Source organism: Mesonia algae (genome assembly GCF_003253545.1).
Taxonomy (GTDB): domain Bacteria; phylum Bacteroidota; class Bacteroidia; order Flavobacteriales; family Flavobacteriaceae; genus Mesonia; species Mesonia algae.
Map to the genome: position 1 here is coordinate 202,375 of NZ_QKYV01000003.1, position 24,970 is coordinate 227,344.

Annotated in this window: 33 protein-coding genes; 31 read left to right on the forward strand and 2 right to left on the reverse strand. The window is 32.3% G+C overall.

What is annotated here, in order from left to right; genetic code table 11:
• Nucleotides 1-167 precede the first annotated feature (167 nt).
• The 15 genes from LX95_RS06240 to LX95_RS06315 all read left to right on the forward strand — a co-directional run bounded on the left by LX95_RS06240 (nucleotide 168) and on the right by LX95_RS06315 (nucleotide 12,069).
• Entirely contained in the window at nucleotides 168-1,031 is an 864-nt protein-coding gene (locus LX95_RS06240; RefSeq protein ID WP_170116586.1) for a hypothetical protein, read from the forward strand.
• Between the two features lie 23 nt (nucleotides 1,032-1,054).
• Nucleotides 1,055-1,621 carry a toxin-antitoxin system YwqK family antitoxin gene (locus LX95_RS06245; protein WP_146240750.1) on the forward strand — a complete coding sequence of 189 codons (567 nt, stop codon included), beginning with the start codon at nucleotides 1,055-1,057 and terminating at the stop codon, nucleotides 1,619-1,621.
• Entirely contained in the window at nucleotides 1,622-1,822 is a 201-nt protein-coding gene (locus LX95_RS06250) for a hypothetical protein (protein ID WP_111540584.1), read from the forward strand. It abuts the gene before it with no gap.
• A gap of 430 nt (nucleotides 1,823-2,252) precedes the next feature.
• Nucleotides 2,253-2,777: a hypothetical protein gene (locus LX95_RS06255; RefSeq protein WP_111540585.1), complete on the forward strand. Its 525-nt coding sequence runs from the start codon at nucleotides 2,253-2,255 to the stop codon at nucleotides 2,775-2,777.
• A 172-nt stretch (nucleotides 2,778-2,949) separates the two neighbouring features.
• Nucleotides 2,950-3,468: a hypothetical protein gene (locus LX95_RS06260; RefSeq protein ID WP_111540586.1), complete on the forward strand. Its 519-nt coding sequence runs from the start codon at nucleotides 2,950-2,952 to the stop codon at nucleotides 3,466-3,468.
• A 112-nt stretch (nucleotides 3,469-3,580) separates the two neighbouring features.
• Entirely contained in the window at nucleotides 3,581-3,817 is a 237-nt protein-coding gene (locus LX95_RS06265) for a hypothetical protein (protein WP_111540587.1), read from the forward strand.
• A gap of 334 nt (nucleotides 3,818-4,151) precedes the next feature.
• Nucleotides 4,152-4,391, forward strand: coding sequence for a hypothetical protein (locus LX95_RS06270; protein ID WP_146240751.1), 240 nt, complete (start codon nucleotides 4,152-4,154; stop codon nucleotides 4,389-4,391).
• A 104-nt stretch (nucleotides 4,392-4,495) separates the two neighbouring features.
• Complete coding sequence (locus tag LX95_RS06275; RefSeq protein WP_146240752.1) at nucleotides 4,496-5,026, forward strand: toxin-antitoxin system YwqK family antitoxin; 531 nt, start codon at nucleotides 4,496-4,498, stop codon at nucleotides 5,024-5,026.
• A 93-nt stretch (nucleotides 5,027-5,119) separates the two neighbouring features.
• Nucleotides 5,120-5,869 carry a hypothetical protein gene (locus LX95_RS06280; protein ID WP_111540590.1) on the forward strand — a complete coding sequence of 250 codons (750 nt, stop codon included), beginning with the start codon at nucleotides 5,120-5,122 and terminating at the stop codon, nucleotides 5,867-5,869.
• Between the two features lie 104 nt (nucleotides 5,870-5,973).
• The gene (locus LX95_RS06285) at nucleotides 5,974-6,174 is read left to right on the forward strand and encodes a hypothetical protein (RefSeq protein WP_146240753.1); all 201 of its coding nucleotides are present in this window, start codon (nucleotides 5,974-5,976) and stop codon (nucleotides 6,172-6,174) included.
• Between the two features lie 10 nt (nucleotides 6,175-6,184).
• On the forward strand, nucleotides 6,185-6,880 hold the full coding sequence (locus LX95_RS06290; RefSeq protein ID WP_111540592.1) for a hypothetical protein: 696 nt from the start codon (nucleotides 6,185-6,187) through the stop codon (nucleotides 6,878-6,880).
• Between the two features lie 78 nt (nucleotides 6,881-6,958).
• Complete coding sequence (locus LX95_RS06295; RefSeq protein WP_111540593.1) at nucleotides 6,959-7,243, forward strand: hypothetical protein; 285 nt, start codon at nucleotides 6,959-6,961, stop codon at nucleotides 7,241-7,243.
• A 483-nt stretch (nucleotides 7,244-7,726) separates the two neighbouring features.
• Entirely contained in the window at nucleotides 7,727-10,207 is a 2,481-nt protein-coding gene (locus LX95_RS06305) for an ATP-dependent Clp protease ATP-binding subunit (protein WP_111540595.1), read from the forward strand.
• Between the two features lie 51 nt (nucleotides 10,208-10,258).
• Nucleotides 10,259-10,711, forward strand: a complete 453-nt coding sequence (locus LX95_RS06310) for a type VI secretion system contractile sheath small subunit (protein WP_111540596.1) — start codon at nucleotides 10,259-10,261, stop codon at nucleotides 10,709-10,711.
• A 2-nt stretch (nucleotides 10,712-10,713) separates the two neighbouring features.
• Complete coding sequence (locus LX95_RS06315; RefSeq protein ID WP_111540597.1) at nucleotides 10,714-12,069, forward strand: DUF5458 family protein; 1,356 nt, start codon at nucleotides 10,714-10,716, stop codon at nucleotides 12,067-12,069.
• A gap of 985 nt (nucleotides 12,070-13,054) precedes the next feature.
• Here LX95_RS06315 and LX95_RS06320 read toward each other — a convergent pair.
• Together LX95_RS06320 and LX95_RS06325 are read right to left on the reverse strand one after the other, a co-directional pair.
• Nucleotides 13,055-13,684: a hypothetical protein gene (locus LX95_RS06320; RefSeq protein ID WP_111540598.1), complete on the reverse strand. Its 630-nt coding sequence runs from the start codon at nucleotides 13,682-13,684 to the stop codon at nucleotides 13,055-13,057.
• A gap of 109 nt (nucleotides 13,685-13,793) precedes the next feature.
• Nucleotides 13,794-14,180 (reverse strand): helix-turn-helix domain-containing protein, encoded by a 387-nt coding sequence (locus LX95_RS06325; RefSeq protein WP_170116588.1) that lies wholly within the window; start codon nucleotides 14,178-14,180, stop codon nucleotides 13,794-13,796.
• A 164-nt stretch (nucleotides 14,181-14,344) separates the two neighbouring features.
• Between LX95_RS06325 and LX95_RS06330 the strand changes: the two genes are divergently transcribed.
• The 16 genes from LX95_RS06330 to LX95_RS06405 all read left to right on the forward strand — a co-directional run bounded on the left by LX95_RS06330 (nucleotide 14,345) and on the right by LX95_RS06405 (nucleotide 24,625).
• Nucleotides 14,345-14,599, forward strand: a complete 255-nt coding sequence (locus LX95_RS06330; RefSeq protein ID WP_111540600.1) for a hypothetical protein — start codon at nucleotides 14,345-14,347, stop codon at nucleotides 14,597-14,599.
• Nucleotides 14,600-14,612: 13 nt separating this feature from the next.
• Nucleotides 14,613-15,191: a hypothetical protein gene (locus LX95_RS06335; RefSeq protein WP_111540601.1), complete on the forward strand. Its 579-nt coding sequence runs from the start codon at nucleotides 14,613-14,615 to the stop codon at nucleotides 15,189-15,191.
• Between the two features lie 3 nt (nucleotides 15,192-15,194).
• Nucleotides 15,195-18,149 (forward strand): primase-helicase family protein, encoded by a 2,955-nt coding sequence (locus tag LX95_RS06340; RefSeq protein ID WP_111540602.1) that lies wholly within the window; start codon nucleotides 15,195-15,197, stop codon nucleotides 18,147-18,149.
• Between the two features lie 32 nt (nucleotides 18,150-18,181).
• Complete coding sequence (locus tag LX95_RS06345) at nucleotides 18,182-18,625, forward strand: P-loop NTPase family protein (RefSeq protein WP_111540603.1); 444 nt, start codon at nucleotides 18,182-18,184, stop codon at nucleotides 18,623-18,625.
• A 25-nt stretch (nucleotides 18,626-18,650) separates the two neighbouring features.
• Nucleotides 18,651-18,986, forward strand: a complete 336-nt coding sequence (locus LX95_RS06350) for a hypothetical protein (RefSeq protein WP_111540604.1) — start codon at nucleotides 18,651-18,653, stop codon at nucleotides 18,984-18,986.
• Nucleotides 18,987-19,010: 24 nt separating this feature from the next.
• The gene (locus tag LX95_RS06355) at nucleotides 19,011-19,241 is read left to right on the forward strand and encodes a hypothetical protein (protein ID WP_111540605.1); all 231 of its coding nucleotides are present in this window, start codon (nucleotides 19,011-19,013) and stop codon (nucleotides 19,239-19,241) included.
• 11 nt (nucleotides 19,242-19,252) lie between these two features.
• On the forward strand, nucleotides 19,253-19,600 hold the full coding sequence (locus tag LX95_RS06360; protein ID WP_111540606.1) for a hypothetical protein: 348 nt from the start codon (nucleotides 19,253-19,255) through the stop codon (nucleotides 19,598-19,600).
• A 53-nt stretch (nucleotides 19,601-19,653) separates the two neighbouring features.
• Nucleotides 19,654-19,926 (forward strand): hypothetical protein, encoded by a 273-nt coding sequence (locus tag LX95_RS06365; protein ID WP_111540607.1) that lies wholly within the window; start codon nucleotides 19,654-19,656, stop codon nucleotides 19,924-19,926.
• An 18-nt stretch (nucleotides 19,927-19,944) separates the two neighbouring features.
• On the forward strand, nucleotides 19,945-20,283 hold the full coding sequence (locus LX95_RS06370) for a hypothetical protein (RefSeq protein WP_111540608.1): 339 nt from the start codon (nucleotides 19,945-19,947) through the stop codon (nucleotides 20,281-20,283).
• Nucleotides 20,284-20,286: 3 nt separating this feature from the next.
• Nucleotides 20,287-21,450: a DNA cytosine methyltransferase gene (locus LX95_RS06375; RefSeq protein ID WP_111540609.1), complete on the forward strand. Its 1,164-nt coding sequence runs from the start codon at nucleotides 20,287-20,289 to the stop codon at nucleotides 21,448-21,450.
• A 242-nt stretch (nucleotides 21,451-21,692) separates the two neighbouring features.
• Entirely contained in the window at nucleotides 21,693-22,007 is a 315-nt protein-coding gene (locus LX95_RS06380) for a hypothetical protein (RefSeq protein ID WP_111540610.1), read from the forward strand.
• A 167-nt stretch (nucleotides 22,008-22,174) separates the two neighbouring features.
• Nucleotides 22,175-22,381, forward strand: a complete 207-nt coding sequence (locus LX95_RS06385; RefSeq protein WP_111540611.1) for a hypothetical protein — start codon at nucleotides 22,175-22,177, stop codon at nucleotides 22,379-22,381.
• A 283-nt stretch (nucleotides 22,382-22,664) separates the two neighbouring features.
• Nucleotides 22,665-23,057: a hypothetical protein gene (locus LX95_RS06390; protein ID WP_111540612.1), complete on the forward strand. Its 393-nt coding sequence runs from the start codon at nucleotides 22,665-22,667 to the stop codon at nucleotides 23,055-23,057.
• Nucleotides 23,058-23,399: 342 nt separating this feature from the next.
• Nucleotides 23,400-23,642, forward strand: a complete 243-nt coding sequence (locus tag LX95_RS06395) for a hypothetical protein (RefSeq protein WP_111540613.1) — start codon at nucleotides 23,400-23,402, stop codon at nucleotides 23,640-23,642.
• A gap of 93 nt (nucleotides 23,643-23,735) precedes the next feature.
• Nucleotides 23,736-23,930, forward strand: coding sequence for a hypothetical protein (locus LX95_RS06400; protein WP_111540614.1), 195 nt, complete (start codon nucleotides 23,736-23,738; stop codon nucleotides 23,928-23,930).
• Nucleotides 23,931-24,049: 119 nt separating this feature from the next.
• On the forward strand, nucleotides 24,050-24,625 hold the full coding sequence (locus tag LX95_RS06405) for a hypothetical protein (RefSeq protein ID WP_111540615.1): 576 nt from the start codon (nucleotides 24,050-24,052) through the stop codon (nucleotides 24,623-24,625).
• Nucleotides 24,626-24,970 lie beyond the last annotated feature (345 nt).

Consider the following 24,970-nt stretch of genomic DNA (forward strand, 5'->3'; position numbering starts at 1 on the left):
AATAAAAATGAACCGTGTTATTAACCTAATCTATAAAATATTTCACAACCTAAATTAACACATAAAAAAAAATTGCCTCTTATATTCTCAAAATTAAATGTAAAGGAAAACTAACCCAACACGAAGAAATAAAAGTATTTGCTAAACTGAACGACCAAAAAGAAGAAGTGGGCAAGTTGATGGTTTTTAAAAATGCCAATTATAACGAGTTAGAATTTGACATCACTCCTGTAAGAATCGTCCGGAAGGGCGCCGTTTCATCAGACCAGTCAGCTATAGAAATGGACAAGGGTTTTGGCGATCCATCTAAGCCCATAACGGACGACCTTAAAAACCTCGAAACCTATTTAAACTCCCTAAGCTTAAACCAAACACTCTTAAAAGCTAACATTGACACTGTTTATGATATTGAGATAGATGAAGCACAATGGATTGCAGATGGATTGATTTTTAGTTCAACAAAAATTTTTAAAGATGTAGAAATTTTAGATAAGCTATTTGAGGAATTCCAGAAACAACATCCAAGTGCTGCCAAAAATAGTGGGCTGATTTCATTTCTATCACCTCTCAGGCGAGATGGAGCAGGAGGTCAAGGCGACCTATATGATATCGATGCCAAAAGCTTTGTTATTTATAACACCAATTTAAGTTCTAAAGACTCCTTTGCTCATGAGATAGGACATGTTTTGGGGCTTAAACACTCTTTTCATAAATATTCACAAACAAGGTTAAATCAATATAACTTATTTGTAAAGCAAGTAGATAATCGAATTAATTATATGTTTGATAATAAGTATCCTGAAAATGAAATTACAGAACTTTGGAAAGATTACAAGAAGGATTACGCAGATGCTCGCGGTTCTCTAAAAACCTATTATCATTATTTTAAAACTAAAGATGTGTTCAAACAAGCTACTACTGAAAATATGATGGATTATTCTAATGAAAAGGATGCCCAAAAAAATATCATTCAAACAAATAATAACAGCAGAATCTCTTTTTGGAAATATCAATGGGATATAATGCAATGAGAAATAACTAATTATTACTCGAAATGAAAAATTTAATTTTATTAATTGTCTTAATGCAATTTGGAAAAGGTTTCTCGCAAAAGGAGCCACCAATTCCAACAATTTGGATTTCCCCAATTGATATATACATTAAAACAGAGGCTGGTATAAAAACTTATTACAAAAAAAGAAACAAAAAAAAATTAAATTCAAAATATGCCATTTTCTTGGAAAGAACCATTCCCACAGACACACCCATAAAAGATTATTACGAGTATATAGTAGAAGAAGGGGTTTTCAAACACGGCTACAAACATGGCCTATGGAAAACTACTTACGAAAACAAGCTGGTCAAGACCGAAAACTACAACAATGGCCTAATGGTAGGCCGCTACCGCGTGTTCAATACCAATGGTGATGTATTGTACAAAACAACTTTTGGCCCGCAAGGCAATGGTAAATACAAGGATTATTACTACACCACTGGAACCCTTAAAGAAGAGGGCAATTACGAAAACGGTAAAAAACAAGGCGAATGGTGCCGCTTTGATGAAAAGGGCGATCTTGTGGAGACCCTTCACTATAATGAGGGAATGCCTAAAAAAGAATAAGTGTCAACACATACACTTCAAAGAAAAGGGATGCTATCATTAAAAGTTATTTGCCTTATACTCTTAGTCTTATTGATTGGGTGTAAGCTTAAGTCACAAATAAAACCTCCAATTTTACAACCAGATAATATAAAAATTGTAGTCAATCTAGAAAAACATGAAGTAGATGAAGAAGCAGTTATCAAGGAAAAGGGACGGTAAAAAACAATTTTAAATATGGTAAATGGACTTATTACAACAAACAAGGAAAAACAGATAGCATCAAAACTTACAAGCTACAAGATTCATTAGATGTTCGGTTCCCACATTGTCTTTTTAATAAAAATGAACCGTGTTATTAACCTAATCTATAAAATATTTCACAACCTAAATTAACACATAAAAAAAAATTGCCTCTTATATTCTCAAAATTAAATGTAAAGGAAAACTAACCCAACACGAAGAAATAAAAGTATTTGCTAAACTGAACGACCAAAAAGAAACCAAAGAGCATTATATGGATTAAAACCAAGACACTAACGGGAATGAAAATACAGATATGGAGCGCAAGGTTTTTTATAAATGGCAATGGGATAAAATGTGTAAAACAGGAATTGCTGGAAATTATTTACAAGAAGAAAATTAATATATCATGAAGAAGCTAATTTTACTAATTTCTGTTACACTGCTCCTAATTTCCTGTAATAAAAGTATTTATTATGAGTATTTAAGCAATGGGAAATATGCAACCTTCGAAATACAAAATAATAATATTGCTGTTTATAGAAGTAACAGCAACAATTATATTTATACAAGAAGTACTACAATATTAAATAAAGTTGATTCAACCATTAGTTTCAGCTTACCTTATTCGATGTATTATTTTGAAAAAGATCAAGAAAAATTTAATTTATGTGGGTTTAAACATAAAACAAATGAAGATAAATATATGCTAATAACTTATCTAAAATCAAATGAGGATAGTATCATTTCTATCAGCAAAGCTGATAGAAATCGATTTTTAAAAAATGGGTCCTGTTTTGTAGAAAACAATGTTAATTGGTTTCCACCCTACTTTACACGAGTCAAAAAAATAGATTATAAAAAATTCAATCTTCCCCAGATAGAAGATAAGTATTTAAAGGACCCTATAAAAGCCCCCAAGACTTATGAATAGATAATTAAAAACCCTTGAAAATTTTACTATAATCGTTCTTTGACATACCATAACTTTAAAAAACTTACTTATGTCAGTGAATTGCCTAATAATAAATGGTAATTCCACTACAGAATTAAAAACACTTTACGACGCTCCTGGCAGCGATTATACAAAAATCAAACTTTAGATCATGAAGCTATTTTTCAACATTTTTATTCTCATTCTTTTTATTGGCTGCAATGAAAAGCATAAAGAGACTCTTGTAGATACCATAAACAAAAGGCAGGAACCAGTTCAGTTTACAATCCCAGAAAGTTTACAAAGCCACAGGGATGTGTTGATTGACACTTTATTTTTGAGCATTCCTTCTGAAGGAAGTATTGTTAAGGTATATAAACGAGAAGATAGTGTAAAACTTTTTAGAATTGACGCTATAGCAATAATGGATAAGTACAGTTACGAAATTCTTAACTATCTTGATTCAAGCATTATAAAAAAAACCACTCAAAAATATAACAAACCTCTCACTGTGCGGGACGTAAAACTTAAAAGTACTAATGAAGAATTTTTTAAGTTAAAAAAAGACAAATTGTCTTTATATGTTAGAAACGAAAGTATCATAGAAAATAGAGAAATCAATACAAAGAGCGAAAAAAATGTATTAGATTTGGTTAAGCAGATTAACCATAAAATTTCTCAAACCCAATAATAAAATCAAAGTCATTCCTCTTTCAATAGAAGACGAACGTAAAGTAGCTATTGAAACCACGGTAGGAAACTTTTGTAGCACCGATTATCTAAACAAAGATAATTATAGTTATATGGCCATTATAAAGGTAAGCCTAGACCCTGCCAATGAGGACGATTTAGAGTCTTGGCAAGATAAATTAAAAGAGCTCGAAAATAAAAAAGCATTTTTATATCTATTGGTTGATGCCCACAGCAATAACGCTGACAAAGAAGTGATTTACCACAGTCGTAACCCAGATGCCGATGGCAATCTGGTTACAGATTCCATTAAAAACCATTGGCTGGATATGGAGGAGGAATTGGTTTGAGTTGAAGAATGCTTGTTCAGAGACTTGGGATATAGCCAGTAACGCAAGGATAAACGAGCTTCATCCAAAAGTAAAATGCCCTGCCAAGAACTTCATTAATACTGTTGAAGGTGAGCTAGGCATCAAACTATGGGTAATTAACTAGTCTAGTGGGTATAGATATTTTGCAGAGCAGACTGAACTGTATAACAAAGAAAGAACTACCTCTGGGATGTTCTTACAAATGCAAATGCTGGACAAAGCTATCATAATTACGGCGTTGCCATAGATGTTGTCGAAATCAAAGATGGAAGCACAAACTGGGATGGAGCCATGTTCGACAAAATTGCACCTTATGCAAAAGCTGAAGGTTTTTGAAAGAAATCGGTTTATTCAACAAGTTGATGAACAAATAAGCCATATGCAAGAAAATAGTTATTCCAAAAAAGAAATTGCAAAGTTTTTGAAAAAACACAAGAAAATGTATAAAATGTCAAGGGAAGATTTAAATGTATATTATAGAAACTTACCAAAATTCATACAATCAGAGACAGAAAATTTTATGGATTATTATAACATAGAAAAATCATTTTGAAAGTTTCAATGGAAGGCATTACAAGATGATATTTTAAAATTTTATTCGAAATGATTATAATACGTATTATAGTATTTTTATTTATAGTATTAACCAGCAACTTAGTGAACTCTCAGAAAAAAAAGATTGAGGCCATTACGATTCCAACAGAATCACATACCGTAGATATTGTTGTTGAACAAGGAACACCTCGATTTCATCGAAAATCTGACAATCACTTTTTAGCTGGAGAACACATATTTATAAAAACTAAACTTAATAGGGATACTGATATTGCAAACAGTTATTACCCCACAGCCATCAGAAGCATAGGCCTTTTCAAAAACGGCTACAAAGACGGCCTTTGGAAAACCACCTACGAAAACAAACTGGTCAAGACCCAAAACTACAATAACGGTCTGGTGATAGGCCGTTACCGGGTATATAACAACAATGGCGATGTACTGTACAAAATAACTTTTGGTTCACAAGGCAACGGTAAATACAAGGATTATTATTACAATACGGGAACATTAAAAGAGGAAGGTCAATATGAAAACGGCAAAAAGCAAGGCGAATGGTGCCGTTTTGATGAAGAAGGAACTTTAATAGAGAGTATTGATTATAGGAAGGGCGTCCCTATAGAAAAAGAATAGAGGGTCTATAAAAACGATGTGATGACAAAATTTTTTTATTTTTTCCTATGTTTTTTATTGATAAGCTGCTACTCTACTGGTCAGTCAAACCACTTGAAGCTCGAGAGTGTCTCTGAAGCCTATTTTAATTCTGGTAAAAAACTAATTCTGAAACCTGATATAGAATCAACCGATAATTTGAGCGGCATACTGTTTACCAGTAACAAAGAAGATTCTGATAAACTTAATCTTATCTATTTAGAAGGGAACTCATATGATGAAAACTTCACCCTAAAAAACGACACTGCCTCCATATCTGGTAGTTTTTTAAAAAATGAAGAGATACAAATAGTTGTTTCGGAGAAAAAAGAAACCTTAAAAAAACAAAAAAGTTTTTCAAGGGGTGTTTTTAAAATTTCTCAAGGCAGATTTAAACAGACGGTTCAACCTTTTAGAAACTATATGGATAAAAACGAAATTTTTGAAGAGAAATATGAACTCTTGTACCAAAAAGAAAAAAACGGAAGCACCTACCTATACCTTTACTATGAGCATCCTTCTTTAGGATATTCCAGGCCGAGAGGAAATTGCGGTTTAGGAATAGAATCTTATTTATGCTGGTTAAAAGTTGGGGAGAACTTAAAGGATGTAGAGCAGAGCACTCACCAATTACACTCTTGTCACTCCTATAAAAATCCAATTATAGAGAACACCTCAGGTTTCGATATCGACAGTTTAAAGGAAGAAATAAACAAATCTCCTACTATAAATATCACAGTAGAATCCAATGAAGGTAAAAAAGCATTACGCGTCAATTTAAAGAATATAGAAAAAGGCATTGAGGTGATTGACACCCATAGATGAGTTTATAAAAAATAGACGCTCGAAAACTTACCAAGCTGAACGACTAAAAAGAAGAGGTAGGCAAGTTGATGGTTTGTAAAAATACTGATTACAAAGAAAATACAGTGGATATATATATAATCAAGTCTTTTCTAAATGATTATTTTGCATTTGACAAAACTATTATTGGTTCTGAACTACCTAAAATTGGTGGAATATCTGGTAATGATAAGCCGTATTGGGTTTTAGACAGAGATTCACCTCAATCTGGGTTTTATGTTGAACATGTTTGTAGTGAGAATGATGAAGATTTAAGTGAATATTAAAAATTAAATAATGAAAAAGTTCATTTTAACAGTGCTGGCTGTTACAGTTTTATCGGGATGTCTCGATAAAGCAGATAAGAAGAAATCCACAACAGCACTTGAACGTGTGGCACCTGTAGACGAGAATAATACTATAAAACAATCCCAAGAGGCTCGAGTATTATACGAAAACAGGAATTATAAAATATTATATGAGATCATTGACAGTTCCTTTGATGTGCCCTCGCTTTCAATTTATACCAATAAATCAGATACATTATTGAACTTTAAACCTAATGGAACGGATTACCTTAGTGTAATGCCTCCAAGACTACTTAAAGAAAACAAAAATTATTTTATTTATGTTAACGAATATAGCGAAGGCAGTGGTAATCTAAATAAAAAACATTTTTATTATTTGGACACTTTAGACAAAAAGCTTAGAACTGTAGAAATAATTGAAGGAAGCAATGTTTATAAAGATTCTCTAAAATTAAAGGATAACGTTTTCTTGAAAAAAGGAGAATACTTTTCTTTGGATGGCACGGGACAACCTCTTTTTCTTAAAGATAGCCTAAGCTTTATGTTTAATATTTATAAAGGAAATACACTAAAACGAAAGGGGAAATACTATAAAACGTTGTTCGGTAAATATACGATTAAAAAAAACAAAGAAGGAGACTATAAACTCATACCTGTTAACTTTGAAACAGAAGAAATGAATTAACTGTCCAAAAAAGAAAAAGGGGAAAACATTACTTTCAAAAGGTTAAGCAAAGCATCAGTAGGAAAAGAGGTCTATATCTTGGTGAAAGCCAAAGATTTTAAAAATAAATGTAAAGCAAGGAAAAGAAGAAGGCATTGTAGTTCAAGACGGGCCCTTCCTCTTTCAATAGAAGACGGACGTAAAGTAGCTATTGAAGCCACAGCTGAAAACTTTTGTAGCACCGATTATCTAAACAAAGATAATTATAGTAATATGGCCATTATAAAAGTAACCCTAGATCTTGCTAACGAGAATGATGTAGACTCTTGGAAAAGCAAACTAGAAAATCTTGACAATAAAAAAACTTTCTATATCTATTGGTAGATGCCCATAGTAATAACGCTAACAAAGAAGTGATTTACCATGGACGTAATTCTGAGACAAATGGCAATCCAGATAAAATACTATCAAAAACCATTGGTTGGATATGGAAAGCAAGTGGTTTCAACTCATCATACCTAGCTGATGTAAAGCTAAACTTAGAAAAGAACAACTCAAAATTATTGCTTCTAATATTTCTGACTCTAATATAGACGAACATATTGAAAGACTAAACAAAGAAAGTATCTCAAATAGAAACTTTTTTGAAACCAATAATAAATTTAACAATTTTTACAAATTGCAGTAGGGTATAATGCGCAAAACAATAATTACAAGTAATTATTTACTGAAAGAATTTCGATTTTTTATTCACATTTAAAGATTACTTTAATGTTTTAACAAAAAGTTTGCTTTTAGAAATGTTAATATGCATAAAATTACAGTAGTTTTAAGTTTAAATTAAACTTGCTTTATACAGTCTTATTTATGCAAACTCTTACCTTTCCCCTATCATCATCCACCAAAGAACTATTACATATTGCTGAGGCTAATGCTAAAGGATATTATGCCGATCAATATAACGCATCCCATTTATTACGGGCATTGCTTCATAAAGATATCGAATTACGCTCATTAATAGAAGATGTTAGTGGCGATATATTTTATATGGAAGAATGGGCGGACGTACGTATGGAAGCGTTACCTAGAGCAGCTAAAATACCCGATCAATTAAAAGCAGATGATAGTATCGAAGCCATTTTTAATGAAGCCGATATGGTAAAATTGAAGTTGGGAAAAGAAGAAATCACACCCGAGTGTGTTTTAGTCGCTATCTGCACTCCTGGCGTGGGATTTACTTATGAACAGTTAAAAACACTTCCTGTAAAAAGAGAAGATATTCTCTCAATGTGTTCTGGTGAAGCTACTGCAAAAAACAATTCAACTGGCACAGCCATAGGAACGAAACAAAAAGTAAGCACCGATGTGCTCAAGAAATATTGTATTGATAAATCTACACAAGCGCGTAATCAAGAACTTTCAAATGTATATGGTCGCGATGCCGAGATTAAAATGATTACTGAAATTTTAGGAAGACACTCTAAGCCTAACGTGCTTATAACTGGAGAGCCTGGCGTGGGTAAATCGGCTTTACTCAATGGTTTTACCAATGCTGTTACTAACGGTAACGTCCAGGAATCGCTAAAAGAAGCGCAGATTTATGAACTTGATTTTATCGAGTTGGTCTCTAGCGCTAGCTACAATGGTGAAATTGAAGACCGTTTTAAAAAAGTAATCACCGCCATTAAACAGTTTACACGTCCTATTTTATTAATAGATGAACTCGACAATTTATTAGATAAAAACAGCCAGCAAAAAGGGTTAATAAATATCTTAAAATCTGAATTGGCAAAAGGTGATATTACCATTATTGGGAGTATGACCAATGATACGTTCAGAAAACAAGTAGAAAGTGATGATACACTTTCCAGAAGATTCGAAATTATTAATTTGGAAGAACCTACCGAGCAAACAACTGCCCGGATGATTAACCATATTATTGAGAGTTATACACAACATCATAAACTAGAAATAGAACATCCAATCATAGAAGAAGCCATTAAACTCTCTAAACGTTTTAACAAGGAGCGTAGCCTACCAGATGCAGCCATCGATTTAATTGACAGAACCATGTCCGCCGGACGTTATATGTTAGAAACTTCTAGTCCTGTTATTGAAAATCTTAAAGAAGAATTATCAGCTATTTCAGTAAATCAAAATTATTCCGAAGAACAAAAAAAACAGGAATTAGAATGGTTTTATAAAGATTTAGGAAATCGAATAAGTTATCTGCTTTTCGCAGCCTTAAAAGAAGACGATCATCCAACATTTGATAGCAATACGACTTCAAAAGAAATTTCAGAAAAAATTGAAACTATTCTCAACCTTTTACTGAAAGAAGCAGAAACAGAAAGGAGCACCATTACTAAAAAAGATGTAACGGCTACTATTTCTAACAAAACGGGAATTCCAGTAGGCGATCTCTTGGCAGATGAAAAAGAACGATTGCTCTCTATGGAAGAAGAACTTAAAAAACGAGTTGTTGGACAAGATCATGCTGTAAAAACCATTACAGCTGCCGTGCATGAATCACGGTCTGGGTTAAGTAAACCAGGGCTACCAACAGGATCTTTCTTTTTTACAGGACCAACTGGTACTGGTAAAACTGAATTAGCAAAAGCACTGGCTGAGTTTTTATTTCAGACTGAAGATGCAATTATTCGCTTTGATATGTCCGAATTCAAAGAAGAACATTCCGCAGCATTGCTGTATGGGGCGCCTCCAGGTTATGTGGGATATGAAGAAGGCGGCCTTTTAGTTAATAAAATAAGACAGAAGCCATACTCTATCGTACTTTTCGACGAAATTGAAAAAGCGCACCCTTCTGTTTTCGATATATTTCTTCAAATATTAGATGAAGGAAAACTGCACGACCGTTTAGGTAAAACTGGTGATTTTTCTCACGCCGTTGTTTTATTCACTTCTAATGTAGGAAGCAAGCATGTGGTTAAGTCATTTGAAGCAGGTGAAACTCCTAAATCTACAGATTTGATGGAAATTATGGGTGGCCACTTTAGACCTGAGTTTTTAGGAAGACTTACAGAGATTGTTCCCTTTAGTCCTATTACAAAAGAAAACATCATTAAAATATTTAAAATTCAGCTAAAAGATTTATTAAAAGCTTTAGAAAAGCAAGAGATAAGTCTCGAATTAACTGATGAAGTATATGAATACCTTTCCCATAAAGGATTTACACCCCAATATGGAGCTCGCCCACTTAGAGGAGTTATACGTACTGATTTAAGAGGGCCATTATCTAAAATGTTGATTACAGGAAAGATTCAAAAAGGTGATAACGTAAAAATAAGCCTACAAAATGAGGCTTTAAAATGGCACATAAACAAGTAATTTTATAATAAAATCCCTATATTTATTTTTCAATTCACTAAATAACACACAATGAGCGATAAAACTTATGGAATTGGCGGTACAGAAGTAAGGCAGGAAGCTGCGGAAGCATTACAAGAAATTCCCCAAAATAGAACCTTATTGATAGAAAAGCTAACCCATAATCAACCTGTAAAAGCAGAAATGATTAAGGGGCTTAAAAAGATTGACGACGTTTTTAACCACTATCAACCCAATGTTGAAATGGAATTTTCAAATAAAGATGGCGTAGAATCTAAAGAGACACTCAATTTCACCAATTTAGGTGATTTTGGGAGAAACGGGATTGTTAACCAGAGTGACTTTCTTAAAGATCTTGATACTGAAAAAGAGCAATATGTTAAAATTATAAAGCAACTTAAATCTAATAAAATTTTAAAAGCTGCATTGACAGATCCCGAAGCAAAACAAGCTTTGTTAACTTCTATCGAAACTTTAATTTCCGAACTTGAATCCAATAAATAATTATGGCCGAAGCAGAAAAAACCCAACAGCAATCAATCTCTCAAAGTCCCTCCAAGCAACTGGAGCAAAGCAGTGAAAAGCTAGCTAAATATGGCGGGTTCGACCTTTTAGAAGCAACTATAGATGGGGTTCAAAATATGAATCCAGATAGAAAAGCTCGTAAAAAGATTTTTCTAACCGAGAGCAATAAAGAAAAAGAACGTAAAAAAGTAAAGAAAACCCTTGAAATGTGGGCATCAATACTTTCGGGTTCTGAAGACATATCAGAAATGGTTGATGAATCTGAAAAAAGATCTCAAATAGCAGACCAAACCCTTAAAGTTAACGTAGGTAAAGCCATAAAAGAAACACATGATCTAGAACGCTCTTATCGCTCGATGGCTTTATTCTTTAAAAATACCGAAGAAGATAAATTAAGAAATATAACTCTTGTTAATGCTGATTTAGAACAACTTAAAGATCTCGACAATACTCGTTTTTTTGATGCTATTGCCGACGAACTTAAAGATAGTTATGATCGTTTAGATCTTAGAGACAATTATGGCTTGATGGTAATTCCTGGATATTTAGGAAACAATGCTGTGGTTGAAAAATGGGCTAAGATTGCTTATGAAAATAAAGTAATGTTGGTAACCGATTTTGAACATCTTGATGAACCAGATGATGTGATGGAAATGTTTGAAGCCGCTAATTTAACTGGAGGCGAAAATCATCGTTCTAATGTTATCATGACTTGTAATTGGTTAGTAGGAAGAGGTAGAGAAGATGAAGTTGGAGAGGAAGACGATCTTTTTGTACCCCCTGCAGCAGCTTTAGCGGGTAAAATATATAAAACCTTAATGTCGCAAGTTACTGCTGGAAAAAAATATGGTGGTATTAATGAAATTAGTGGTGTTCGGTTCGATTTAAAAAAGAGTGAAATTGCCAATTTAGAAAAACTAGGCCTAGTTCCCATGGTAAATGAATACGGTAAGGTGATGGCATTCTCTGCTAAGACTTTATTTAATGGGGATAATTTGGGGCTTCAAACTTATTCAGTGGTTCGTGTATTCGACTATGTCGCTAAAGTACTAATGGATTTCTTAAACCGAAGAGCTTTCGAAAATTTTAATGCTAGAACTCGTAAGGAGCTAATGAGTCAAATTGTTAAGTTTTTAGATAATATCTCAGGTCCTGATAAACTGATTGAAGATTTCTCTATTAAACGTTTTGAACAAGACCCAAATCAAAAAGATAGAATTTATCTCGATATACATATGAAACCATATTTCCCTGCTAAAAATTTCTTAATAAAATTAGATGGTCAAAAAGGAGACGATGGTACCGATTGGGATGCAGAATACGAACAGCAAAAATAGAATTACAGAAACATAATTTCAAGACAAGCTATTATACCTCGAATAATAGCTTGTTTTATTTTAAAACGCTCCTACTCTATTATTAGACTAAAAACGCTACAAAAGGCAAGCTTATTGCTTTTAAGGGTATAGTATCTCACTTATAAAGAAGAGAAGACAATAATTTTGAATTACTATGGTAACATATAAACCTGATGAGTTCATTATATGGTTTTAATATAAGTGGATTCTTTTATTATTTAAGTAAAACATCTTTTAATTATAAAACTCAAAAACAAGTTGGCAATAGCAAAGCGTAGACTTTTCTTTATAATTAAACCTCACTAACTCGACAAGACCCTATAAAACAAAAAAACCTTTGCGTTTGCAAAGGTTTTAATTTTAGTAGCGGGAACTGGATTTAAAAACCTTGTTTTTACAATTAATTTAATCAGTAATTAATTAATTATCATTTAGTTAACTTTAACTATAACTATCACTTTTACCCATTTTTTACCCGGGTTAAATGCTTATTTTTAGAGGATTTAAGCTACTTACGACCGCAGGGAGTAAACAAATACTTCCTAATATTTTTATTGCGTTAGCAATAATGAAAAATCTAAATCCGTAGGATTTTCCTAATCATTCTTTCTTAATAATTAATAAAGCGAGATTTCCCCAAATCCCCAAACCCCCATTTATAGAAATTATCAAAAAATGTAATTATATAATGAAGCACGTAAATTTCGGGTTAATTGAGTTAATAAGCGTTACGCTCTTATAGGCAAAAAATACACGAAACTCCTTTTATATATTTATTTATTAAAATAAATTAATTCTATTTCTTATAAATATTTATAATTTTATAATTAACCTTATAACTTACTGAAAATAAAGCTTTTAAACTCTTACAAAAATATTACAAATTATTACAAAATTATAAAAATAGAGTTTAGCACTAAAAAAACAGGGTTTTACCCCTGTCTTTAACGATTATAGTGTAACGCTATTTATTGAGTTCAGCAGCTTTAGCTTCATACATTTCGTTAGAAATGGCTTGATCCTCTTTTAACTGATTAAGTTTTTCTAATCTTTCATCGATTTCGTAAGAAGATAAGTTACTTTCAATTCTACCGTGTTTTGTGCTAATTACCTCATTAATTAAAAAGGCTTTGCGATACGCTCTAATGTAGCTCCAAGTTCTAAACTCTTTACCGTTAATCTCCTTAAGTAGAAAAGCTACATCAATATAATCTTCTTCTTTTTTTGGTCGTTTATTATATTTAATATTTATTTCTTCAACAATTACTTTTCTACCAGGTGTATGGTATATAATTTCGTCGCTATGATCTTTACCAGATAAAGGAATATACTTTATAATTCCTGCTCCTTTTTTTCCTGCTTTTATAAATTCGTAATTATTACAATTGGAGTTGATACCGTCTTTATAACCCATTACTAAAGTATCATTTAACGAAATAAATTTGTTAGGTAAAATTTCTACTTTGTTATAATCTAAACCGTCATCTATTTTTTTAGCTGCGATTTCTTCTGTAATATCGGTATAGGTAACTGTATTTTGAGAAAAAGAAAACTGACAAGTAAAACCTAAAAATAATAGTAATAATTTCTTCATTGTAAATAATTGTTAGTTAGTAAAATATGTAGCGTTACGCTCTATAACGCTATTTTGTATATAAAGTTAATGATATATTACTTATGTTAAGGGGATTTCCAAACTACTTTTAACTGGCCGTTTTACCTTCATAGTTTTTTAGCCTGTCTTTGTAGAGCTGTATTTGTTCTTCGAGTAGCTCAATATTTCGAGCTTGTAAACCGTTAATTTTCATTAATTCAGCGTTACGCTCTAGTAAACGTTCTACTTCTAAAGTTTTATGATGTAATTCTTTTTTAAAATTAGTGTAATTCTCCCCAGGTTCTAATACTGTAACCTGTAATTTTTCTGTGCTAAAATGTTGGGGATATTTTAATCTTAAAAGCTCTTTTATGTTACCCGGCACCTCAATTTCTCCACTCTCATACTTTCGTATAGTAGCGTGAGATTTATTAATAATCTTACCAAATTCAACCTGCGTTAAATTTAATTTCTTTCTTAATCTTTTGATTTCCATACAATTAAATACGTAAATGTAATATTTTTGCGATTTTAACATTTAAAATCGCAAAAATATAATACATTTGCGTTAGTAAGTTTCGTAAAAGCGTTATTTAAAACATTGCAACCGTTAGCATAACGCTTTTATTTTAACATTTATAATAATTAACGCTTCAATATATGATAAGTCCAAAAGAAAACGCAGAATTATCTAAAATTTTAGGAAAAAATTACACTTCTGGTGTTATTTCAATCCTCAATGATAAAGGGATTACCAATAAAATAGGTAATTCTTACTCTCCTTCATCTGTAAGACAAGTTTTTAACGGCATAACAGAAAACATAGACATTGAGTTAGCAATTTTTGAGTTAAGAGATCAACTTAAAGCTAAGCAAATACGCCTTGAAAAATTAAGAGCAATAGCCAACGCATAAAAACCACCACACCATGAAAAAATCAATCTATCTTATTTCAGAAAGCAGTAGAGCTTTAGACAGCATTTTTTACAACGTTATCAAAAACCAAAAAAATATGGTAAAAGGTACGTTAGATTATTTTGAAGCTTCAAACTTTCTAAAATTCAACATTAATAAAAATGTTGAAAATCCTACTACTATTTGCGCTTATCCTGTATTGCCTAATAAAATAACGCCTACTGTTTTTAATAAAATAAATAGTCCGTTACAGCAAATACAACTACCTAATAACACGCTTACAAGCGTAGATTATCCTCAAATGATAATAGGAACTTTTGCAAAACCTTACCTTACTATTGAGCAGGAGCGTAACGCTATTTTTATAGAAGTGCCTACTTATTTAGGAGAGAGATATTTTGCTTTATATGCAAAATTAATTAGATGCCACGCTAATATTAACGGTTTACCATACTTAGAGAACACTAAACCTGCAAACGCTAAATTATTAAGAAAATACTACTTCCAAAAAATTAAGGCTATTACGGCTTTAGTAAATGCTTTTTCTCCTAGAGAATTAGAGGTTGTTTCTCCTGTAACGGTAAATGCGTAATAAATGAGCGAATTTATTTACGATAAAAACGAGATCCTAAAACAAACCAATGGCGGCCTAGAGGTTATTAAACACCTTTACCCTAATGAAAAGTTATTTAGTGGCGGTAGTGAGAAAAAGCCTACACACTTTAACGTTGGTTTTTGTGTAGAAGAAACGCCTAGTTTTATAATTGTGCCTAATACGTTGGGTAGCGATTGCGTAGTGGTTAAGTCTTTTAAAACAGGCGATACCTATACTTGCTTTTCACTTGTAATGGAGGAACACGGTAAGAACTTTGGCGAAGCCTGTAAATGGATTGCTGAAAGCTTAGGCCTTACATTAAAAGGTTATACTGTTAAAAAGGGAGATTTTGAGTTTAAAGATGCTACTCCAGATCAAAAAGTAGGAGAAACTTATATAGAGTATAATAAAGAAGTTTCTGCTAAAGAATTAGCTGTATTAGGTCCTTTAGTTGGAGAAAATGAAATTGAAATATTTAAGATCCGTAGCGCAAAGAGCGTTACGAAAATTAAACAATACACCAACCACGCAAAACACGGTACTTGCAAAAAACAACTTGTTACCGTTGCCACGGAAGATTACCCTATACTTATCTATGATTATGGTACTTGGCAAAAGATTTATCAACCTTTTGGAAAATACACTAAAACCGATAAAAACGGAAAAACCACTAAGGTAGATGTACGCTTTTCTTACGCAGGTAAAAAGCCAGATAATTATGTTTTTGGTTTAGATAGCTTAATAGATTATTACCATGATGAATGGAAGTTTAATCACTATGACGATGAAAAGGAAACTTACGAAAAGTTTAAAAATGTAATTATAGCAGGTGGAGATCGTGACGGTTTAAATATTTCTTCTTTGGGCTACCCTGTTATTTGGCTAAATAGCGAAACGGCAAAACTAGACGATAAAACTTTTAAGCGACTATTAGCAATAGCCGAAAATGTTTGTTACTGCGGAGATTTAGACCTTACAGGCGTAAAAGAAACCATAAAACTAGCATTATCATTTATTCATATAAAAATTATATGGTTGCCTAATTGGATAAAAGCCAAAAAGGGTAAAGATGTAACCGATTTTACAAAATTTAGCTATAAAGAAGAAGATCCAGACTTTGTAAAAAAACAATTTACAAGCTTAGTTTATACCGCTTTACCTGCTCGTTTTTGGGAAGAAAAAAAGACAAAAGACGGCAAAGTAAAGGGCTATGATATTAATAACGAAGCCTTGGTTAAATTTTTAAATTACAATGGCTTTTACCTTTACGAAGATGAAAACGCTAAAGATGATTACGAGTTTATCCGCGTAGAAAATGGCGTTTTTGAGCGTATAAAACCGCACCAAATAGTTAATTTTCCTTTACAGTTTGCACAAAAGAAACTTTTACCTATTGCGTTACGCAACGCTATACATAGAAGCCCTCAAATTAGCGATAAGCGACTAAGTAAATTAGGTAAGATTAAACCTACTTTCATTAATAGTGAGAGAAATTTTCAACGTTTATTTTTTGAAAATGAAGTAATTACGGTAGGTAAAGATGCAATTACTAAACATAGCTATAAATATAACACTAACAATGTTTGGAAAGATGCCATAATTCCCCACCATATAACGCTTGATAAGAATAAAAGCTTTAAAATTTTTAAAAATCAACAAGGCGCATGGGATATAGATATTTATGCAAAAGACAATCATTTTCTTAATTACCTAATCAATACTAGCCGCATACATTGGCGAGTTTGTGGTAATGATCCTTACGATACGCAAATTAACGCAATTAAAGAAAACGATTTAGAGCCAGAAGAAGAAAGTAAACAAATTAAAGAAGTTCTAAAAAAGCGTAACGCATACCGTAAAGAAAACAAGTTTAATTTAACTGAAAAAGGACTTACTCCGGCACAAATAGCCGAACAAAAATTAAGCTTAATTAATAAAATTTTCGCTTGGGGTTATTTGCTTCACGAAAAGAAATTAGATGATAAAGCTTGGGCGGTTTTCGCTATGGATAACCGAGTTAGTGAAATTGGCGAAAGTAACGGAGGTAGCGGTAAATCTATTATGTTTGATAAGGCCGTTAAATACATCGTTAGAAACTACAAGTATATTAACGGTGGTAACAAAAAGTTAATAGAAAGTGACTTTCTTTTTGACGGTGTAGATGCTACTACCAACTATGTTGTTTTTGATGATTTAGACAGCCGTTTTCCGTTTCGCTCTGTTTACGCAAATATTACAGGGGAGTTTGTTGTAAACCCTAAAGGAACTAAAGCTTTTAACCTGCTTTTTCACGAAAGCCCAAAAATAGCCTTTACTTCTAATTTTGGTTTATACTCTCCAGATGATAGCACACTAAGAAGGCTTTTAATTGTACCATTTTCAGATTATTACCATAAAAAAAGTGATAATAACTATGAAGATTATAGCCCTAATGATGATTTTGAAAAAAACCTCTTTACGGAATTTACTAAAGAAGAAGATAACGACTATTTCAACCTTGCTTTTGAAGCTATACAATTCTTTTTAAATACCACTACTAAAATTGAAGCTCCTAATGATAACGTAGAAAAGCGTAACGCTCTACAAACCATAGGTACAGATTTTAAAGAGTGGGCAGACGGTTATTTTATTCACGAAGAACGCATTAACGACTTTATTATAAAAACAACCGCTAACGAAGATTGTAATTCTAAGCTAAAGAAAACTTTATCCTCTCACTTTTTTAAGAAGAAGCTGCAAGAGTGGTGCAAATACCACGGCTTTATTTATTGCCCTCCAAGTAAAGATTACACTACTACAGTAAGTAAGACCGGAGCCGTTTCTATAAGAAAAAGCATAGAAGGAACAACCCAAGAAATTTTATTTCTAAAATCCCCAGCACAGGCACGCATCATAAAAGATAATATTCAAAAAATTGCAGATGCCGCCCAAGATGATGATGATATGCCATTTTAAATAATAATAATTAACACAAATACCGTAACACCATGAACGATTTAAAAGAAAATTTAGCATTCAAATTTAGCATAGAACAAAATTTAATCAACCGAAAACCCCTTTTAATATTAGGTAAACCTTATACCGGTAAAAGTCTTTTATGCGATATAATAGCAAGAACTTTTACCAACGAGGAAATAATGTATATAAACGGTTTTGTACCTCACAACTTTAATATCCCTTGTGCTTTACAGGCAGCTACTAAAGACACAAAAATAATAGTTATAGATGATTTTATTTTAAGCTTAGATCAACTATTTAATTTTTTAAGTGATTACTACTATGACGGTAAAGGCCTTTTAGTAAATAAAAGAGGAGAAAGTCCTTTTTACATTAAACCTGCAATTATCATCAATACAAATATACTAAGCTTGGAGCAATTTAATGATTTGGGAGAAAGTATAAAAAGAAGATTTAACGCTATAGAACTTTAATAATTAACACAAATACCGTAACGCAATGAAAAGTTTAAACATTAAAGAAATCAAGACCACAAAAGAAGTGATTACCGCAGCTAAAGAACTAGCTGAAAGTACCGTAAAAGGTTTAAAAGTTAGGCAAATAAAATTACATCAATCAATAGGTTTTGTAAAAGAAGAAAAAAACGAATTAGAATTAACCGTTTTCTACCGCTTGAAAAATAATGAAGAAAGCAATTTTACAATTTACGCTAGTGATCCTTTTAGAAGCCGTGTAGATGTTAGTTTAGAATCTCTGTTTTTAGAGCTTAAATACAAGTTAGACAAATTTAATTTAACTCCAGAAAAAGAGGTTAACCTAGAAATTGAGCTATAGCTATAACGCTAATACTGTAACGCCATGTATAACCACATTTTCAGACCTCCAGAAGATCAAAAACAAGCAAGAGAATCTTTAGAAAAACTAGGGTTTGAAGTGTTGGTTTTATCGGGTAAACTTCTCTTTTGTGATGAAGATAAAATTTTAAAAATTTCAGATAAAAAAATCCGTCAAGGAGAAGAAGAAAAAGCAGAATATGAGAGTGCATTAAAACTCTATAACTACTATAAAAATAAAGGATTAATCAGTTAAAATTTAAACCAATGGAAACCAATTACAATTTATTACCTGGCTTTGTTATTTGTATTACGCTATTGGCTATAGCGTATTACATTATCGAGTGGTTTTATACCCAAGTTAAAGTTTCAGAATTTTTAGAACATTTAAAACAAGACTCAAAGTATCACGTAGAAAAGTACGAGAATAACAAACAAGGGTATTACTTAACTACCTTAAAATTAGATAATCACGTTTTTAAGATAGGCTCTAAAAATAAATACAAACTTAGATGTAAGCTCGATAAAATAGAACTTAATTATTTTAAGCTAAAAAGAAAACGCAACCATTTTACCCAAGCGTTACGCAAAAAATTAAGATTTAACCTAAGATAAACTTAAAGCTCCACTACTACAATACGCTCAATCTAACTTAATAAAATGTAGTGATGCAAAAACCAGACCTTAAGATATTACCTTATTCAGTTTCAAAATTTCAAATTTCAGAAATGTACCAAGGCCACGTTTCTTTAGAAAAACGTAGGCGTGTTTACAAATTTGTAATGCAAAATCATAGAGATAAAGCACTTAGCAATAATGAATGGTGCGAATTTATTTCGATTGTAGGCGTGCCACCTGGGTACTGTAATTTTTTTAAAGAAGGCGATACGTGGGTAGATCGCTTAGATATGACTAGCAGATTAGAAAAACAACGCTCATAGCGTATAAATACTTTTAAAATGAAAACAATACTACAAATTGCTCTATTATTATTTGCTCCTTCTTTAATGGCGCAAAATTACCTATCAAAATCTATTACCGAAATTAAAGAGAGCGTAACGCTCCCTATAATTTTAGAAAAAGAAAATCTTATCGTTTGGCAAGAACCAGAAGCGCAAAGGGTTTTAATCTTCAAAAACAATAAAGTGGTTTTTGAAAAAGTAATACCTAAAGAAAAAAAGCTGCTAGAAGCTAAATACAACGAGCTATATAACCGAAAATCAAAAAACGTATGGAAGCATCACAACGCTTTTTGCGTAACGCAAAACGAAGCTTACGTATGGACTTTAATAAATTAGAAAATGAAAATAATATTAATAGATCTTTTTAGCGGTATTGGCGGTTTTCCTTTTGGTTTAGAAGAAGCAGGGTTTACCATAACCAAGCATTATTTTTCTGAAATAGATAAACACGCAATCGCTAATTACAAAAACAATTTTAAAGATGCAGAATACATTGGATCAATTACAACTGTTTGCGGAAACGAAATCCGCAGAAAACACCCAAACGAAAAAATCGTTATCACTTTTGGTAGTCCTTGCCAAGATTTTAGTTTGGCTGGAAAACGACAAGGGATGCAAGGGCAAAGAAGTAGCCTTATCATGGAAGCAATGCGGCTTATTCTTGAAATTAAACCAAATTTTTATATCTGGGAAAATGTTAAAGGAACATTCAGCAGTAACCATGGCGCAGACTTTTGGGCAATTCTCAACGCCTTTACCAACATTGGGAACTATAGACTTGAATGGCAATTGCTTAATACAAGTTGGTTTTTACCCCAAAATAGAGAGCGCATTTACCTTATCGGACATCTTGCAGGAAGAAGTACCCCCGGAGTATTTCCTATCACAGAAAATGACAGATTATTTAACCAAACGAACCAATCAAAAAAAGGACGGACACAAACCGAGATTAGTACGTGCTTAAAATCTTCGGGAACATTAAAAGCAGATGATACTTTTATAATACCTAAAAAAGCAGGAACATTAACCGCAGGTGGTAATAGTGGCGGTTTACATAGCGATATGACCGTTATACCTGTACTTACCCCCAACCGTAAAGAGAAAAGACAAAACGGTAGAAGGTTTAAAGAAAACGGAGATCCAAGTTTTACGCTAAGCTGCCAAGATCAACATGGCGTTATGATCGGTACAAATAGAACTCATAAAGACGGTAAAGGTTTTCGCAAAATGAAAGATAATTTATGCCCTACAATACCTGCAAGAGCTAGACAAGACGGAAGCGGACAGCCTGTAATTTCATCAAAAAATCAAATAAGACGGTTAACCGAAATTGAGTGTGAACGCTTACAAGGTTTTTATGACAATTGGACCAAGTACGGCAACTATGACGGCACAATAAAAGAAATAAGCAAAACCCAACGCTATAAAATGTGTGGTAATGCCGTTAGTACCGTAGTGGTTAAAGCTATAGGAGAAAGATTAATTAACACGCAAATAGCGTAACGCAATGGTTTAAAATAAAATGTTAGAAAGCGTTTTGATGCTTTGCTAACGGATTTGTATAACCAACGTAAGGGAAAGCACAAGCGTTATTTTCCGCAGGAAAATTAGGAAGAAAGTAAATTGAATTATCGAGCCAGCAAGCAGCCTATGTTTGTTATACGTTGTTACCTAAAGTAAAACCGATAGCGTAGGCAAAGTCCCGAAGGGCAAAATATTGAGTATTAATTTTAAATTTTATAAAGATGATTAAAGCAATCAAAAAACCAAGAGAAGTAGAAGCAAAACAATGGTGGCCACCAACAGATGAAAGGCACGATTCTTCTATGTTAGTTGATAGAAAAGGAAATAATGTAAATCCTCCTGATTATAGGCAAATAGGAGATTTGTACCAATTTTCTAAAATACCAGGTTATGGGGATGATAAATTTATGTTTGAAACTGCAAACGGAAAAGTAAATATAAATCCCGGAGATTGGATATTAACTGATCCAGAAACGAAAGATAGTTGGCCTGTTAGAAAGGAGATATTTGACAATACTTACGATTTAGTAGAGTAAAATTAGCGTAAGCAATCTTAACCAGTCTTATTGCGCTCTGCTATTAAATTTTAAGTCGAGCGCAAAGGCAGGTTTTATTTTTGGTAACGGATTGCGTATAAAGTAAGTTATAGGAATTAAGTAAAAAAGATAATAAAAGTAAATTAACATTTTAAAAATTAAAAATTATGAAAGTAATAATTGACTTAGATTTAGACACTAACGGAAAACCTTGTATATCAATAAAACACTATGACAAATCTAAGGAGTTGCAAGAAAAGTTATTAGGTATTTTTTTAGAAGCTGCCATAGAAAAAGGACTTAAACTACACCATACTAATGGAATGTTAAGTGAAGATGATAGCTGGGAAAAATATGAGATAAGAATTAATTAATTTTAATTTTATAGCCTACTGACTATTTAATGCAAGTAGCTATAATTTAATTTATACGTTGTTACCCACTGGTTTAAAATAATAGCGCAAAGGCAATGCGTGCTGATATACGTGCTGCTTTTGTTTATCTTTCGAGCTTGGGCATTTTAAAATTGTGAGGTAACGGATTTGTTTATGGCAAGTTGCGCCAAGAGAACTTAAATTTTCCGATTAACACGGAATCTTAAATAATTAAATATTTTTTTAATAGCGCAGGCAAATTGCGCAGCAAAACTAACAGATTATGAACGCAAAAGAATTATTAAGACCTAGATTTGAATTGATTGCAGACTTCCCTGGAAACCATTACGGACAAATAGGAACTATTTTAGATAGAAATTGGTCTAAATATCCCAATGATGATGAAACAGAAAAGCCTATATGGAGTATTTCTGACTTTCCTCACTTATTTAGAAAATTAAACTGGTGGGAAAAAAGAACAAAGGATGAAATGCCTAAAAAGCTAAAATCTTTAGTATCAAAAGATGATCCTGATTTTGATTTAGAAAAAGAGGAAGTATATCATATAGTTGATTGGGATATGGATAATTTATACGGATTTATAGATAAAGAAAAAAGGGAGGTTTGTGATTTAGAAATCTTTTCTCCTGAATACGGTTACATCCCAGTTGATTAAAAAAGCGTAGGCAAAAAAATATTTAATTATTGCAAATACGCCTAAACATCGATTAAGAAAATACTCGCAATTTGTTATAAACGTTGTTATGTACCCGAAGGGGAAAAAATATTGAACAAAAATAAAACCGTTATTCGGTTATGAAAGGAATAAAGCAGACAAAACAAAATTATGAATTTGAAACGCTGCCATATTTTTTACTGTTGCCAAAAAAATAGCGGCTGGATTACGCCCTGCTTGCGTGGTCTACTTCTTTATTTTTAAGTCGGTGGCTTTTTGGCAATTGTGCGATAACGAATAAGTTTATGGATAGTGCGGAATTAATAACTAAAATTTGATAAAATGAAAATAGATCACACAGAAATTACAGTAAAATTACTGAATGAATTTACGTCTAAATATTTACAAGAAAATGCCGAACTAATACAGGCTACAATAGAAGCAACGGAGGAAGCATTATCTATAAACAATGTTATGCAGGCGAAGCCCGAAAAAACTAAAATGAAGCACTGTCTTTTATGTGAGGGTAAAGGTCATTATTACAGCCCAAGCCTTTTAAGAGTAGTTAGATGCTGTGAAATTTAGTTTTTGAGCTGTTATAAAAAAATAAGCGAAGGCATAATGCGAAGCATAGCCAGAAAGTATGGAAAATTTGATTAATAAATTAATAAACTAGATATGAAAAAACCAACAGGATTTGTGGCTACTTGCCAGTGTGATGAAATAATAGGAGTTATTGATGTTGATAGAACAACACCAAAAGATACAGGTAGTTTACTTGGAAATTGGCTATCTAGAGGATGTAAAATTGAACCAAGATTCTCAGGAACTTGGAGCGTAACAATTACCAGTTGCAAATGTAAAAGAAATTAAATCTTAATTAGCGAGGACATTTTTTATAATTGTGCGATAACGAATAAGTATATGAGTAGTAAAAAAGGGGCTGCCGTTGCAAACGGCAAATAAACCATTAACCAAATAAAAATTTAATTATGAATACAGTAGAGATTGAACCAAAATTAAGAAAGCTAAAAATAAAAGATGCAGATGTTTTCTTAGAAGATTACGAAACAGGAAAAGGAAAGGTAACTATATCAAGTTTTAATTACGGTGCTTTTACTTTTTACTGGGGATCAATGGGGAGCGATTTAAAGGACTTTCTTTTGAGAATAAATGGAGATTATTTTGCAGGTAAATTGTCTAGTAACAGTTATGTTTTTGATGCAAAAGGCAGTACTAAAAATGTACGTAAACATATAAGAGAAGAATTGTCTTATGAATTGCCTCGTTATAAATTTATGTCTGCTCAAAAAGAAATGAGAGAAGCTATAAAAAAACTTGAATATGTTTCTTCTAATAACGAGTTTGTAGCGAGAATGATTGATTTACCAGATAATTTAATGTGTTATGATTTAGATTATAAAGAAGAAAGGGAATTTAAAGATATTATTGAAGGTGTTTTTAAAAGCGAACCTTGGCATTTTATAGCCGAAAAACAATCTAATGAATATAATTGGCTTGTAGGTTTTCATAAATATTTACAGAGAGCATTGAAAGCGTCTGAGTAAGCGCCCCTTTTTTATTACTTATATACGGTGTTCTTGCAAGTATTTTTGATAGCGTTGGCAAACTGGCTTTGCAAAAGCCATTAACCGTAAACTTGCTAACGTCTGAGTAAGAATTAAATTCGAGCGCAAAGGCAAAAAATATTTGTTAGAACTACGAATAAGGCAACAATTACCATTTGTAAATATTTAAAAACACTTCTAAAAAGCGTTACGCTCATAGCGTAACGCTTTTTTTATATACATACACGTTATGCTTAAAGACGTAATAAAGCGTAATGCGTGTAGTTAAGACGCTAAAAGTCTGATGCAAAATGCTTTAACTCTAACTTTGTACCTAAGTTCATT

Excerpts from the sequence above, each read along its gene's own strand:
- LX95_RS06355 (WP_111540605.1), top strand. The coding sequence starts at position 19,011 with ATGTATAACCACATTTTCAGACCTCCAGAAGATCAAAAACAAGCAAGA.
- LX95_RS06315 (WP_111540597.1), top strand. The coding sequence starts at position 10,714 with ATGGCCGAAGCAGAAAAAACCCAACAGCAATCAATCTCTCAAAGTCCC.
- LX95_RS06405 (WP_111540615.1), top strand. The coding sequence starts at position 24,050 with ATGAATACAGTAGAGATTGAACCAAAATTAAGAAAGCTAAAAATAAAA.
- LX95_RS06255 (WP_111540585.1), top strand. The coding sequence starts at position 2,253 with ATGAAGAAGCTAATTTTACTAATTTCTGTTACACTGCTCCTAATTTCC.
- LX95_RS06360 (WP_111540606.1), top strand. The coding sequence starts at position 19,253 with ATGGAAACCAATTACAATTTATTACCTGGCTTTGTTATTTGTATTACG.
- LX95_RS06245 (WP_146240750.1), top strand. The coding sequence starts at position 1,055 with ATGAAAAATTTAATTTTATTAATTGTCTTAATGCAATTTGGAAAAGGT.
- LX95_RS06270 (WP_146240751.1), top strand. The coding sequence starts at position 4,152 with ATGCAAAAGCTGAAGGTTTTTGAAAGAAATCGGTTTATTCAACAAGTT.
- LX95_RS06395 (WP_111540613.1), top strand. The coding sequence starts at position 23,400 with ATGAAAATAGATCACACAGAAATTACAGTAAAATTACTGAATGAATTT.
- LX95_RS06400 (WP_111540614.1), top strand. The coding sequence starts at position 23,736 with ATGAAAAAACCAACAGGATTTGTGGCTACTTGCCAGTGTGATGAAATA.
- LX95_RS06330 (WP_111540600.1), top strand. The coding sequence starts at position 14,345 with ATGATAAGTCCAAAAGAAAACGCAGAATTATCTAAAATTTTAGGAAAA.
- LX95_RS06340 (WP_111540602.1), top strand. The coding sequence starts at position 15,195 with ATGAGCGAATTTATTTACGATAAAAACGAGATCCTAAAACAAACCAAT.
- LX95_RS06310 (WP_111540596.1), top strand. The coding sequence starts at position 10,259 with ATGAGCGATAAAACTTATGGAATTGGCGGTACAGAAGTAAGGCAGGAA.
- LX95_RS06350 (WP_111540604.1), top strand. The coding sequence starts at position 18,651 with ATGAAAAGTTTAAACATTAAAGAAATCAAGACCACAAAAGAAGTGATT.
- LX95_RS06265 (WP_111540587.1), top strand. The coding sequence starts at position 3,581 with ATGGCCATTATAAAGGTAAGCCTAGACCCTGCCAATGAGGACGATTTA.
- LX95_RS06365 (WP_111540607.1), top strand. The coding sequence starts at position 19,654 with ATGCAAAAACCAGACCTTAAGATATTACCTTATTCAGTTTCAAAATTT.
- LX95_RS06260 (WP_111540586.1), top strand. The coding sequence starts at position 2,950 with ATGAAGCTATTTTTCAACATTTTTATTCTCATTCTTTTTATTGGCTGC.
- LX95_RS06370 (WP_111540608.1), top strand. The coding sequence starts at position 19,945 with ATGAAAACAATACTACAAATTGCTCTATTATTATTTGCTCCTTCTTTA.
- LX95_RS06320 (WP_111540598.1), bottom strand. The coding sequence starts at position 13,684 with ATGAAGAAATTATTACTATTATTTTTAGGTTTTACTTGTCAGTTTTCT.
- LX95_RS06380 (WP_111540610.1), top strand. The coding sequence starts at position 21,693 with ATGATTAAAGCAATCAAAAAACCAAGAGAAGTAGAAGCAAAACAATGG.
- LX95_RS06375 (WP_111540609.1), top strand. The coding sequence starts at position 20,287 with ATGAAAATAATATTAATAGATCTTTTTAGCGGTATTGGCGGTTTTCCT.
- LX95_RS06390 (WP_111540612.1), top strand. The coding sequence starts at position 22,665 with ATGAACGCAAAAGAATTATTAAGACCTAGATTTGAATTGATTGCAGAC.
- LX95_RS06290 (WP_111540592.1), top strand. The coding sequence starts at position 6,185 with ATGAAAAAGTTCATTTTAACAGTGCTGGCTGTTACAGTTTTATCGGGA.
- LX95_RS06345 (WP_111540603.1), top strand. The coding sequence starts at position 18,182 with ATGAACGATTTAAAAGAAAATTTAGCATTCAAATTTAGCATAGAACAA.
- LX95_RS06325 (WP_170116588.1), bottom strand. The coding sequence starts at position 14,180 with ATGGAAATCAAAAGATTAAGAAAGAAATTAAATTTAACGCAGGTTGAA.
- LX95_RS06335 (WP_111540601.1), top strand. The coding sequence starts at position 14,613 with ATGAAAAAATCAATCTATCTTATTTCAGAAAGCAGTAGAGCTTTAGAC.
- LX95_RS06385 (WP_111540611.1), top strand. The coding sequence starts at position 22,175 with ATGAAAGTAATAATTGACTTAGATTTAGACACTAACGGAAAACCTTGT.
- LX95_RS06305 (WP_111540595.1), top strand. The coding sequence starts at position 7,727 with ATGCAAACTCTTACCTTTCCCCTATCATCATCCACCAAAGAACTATTA.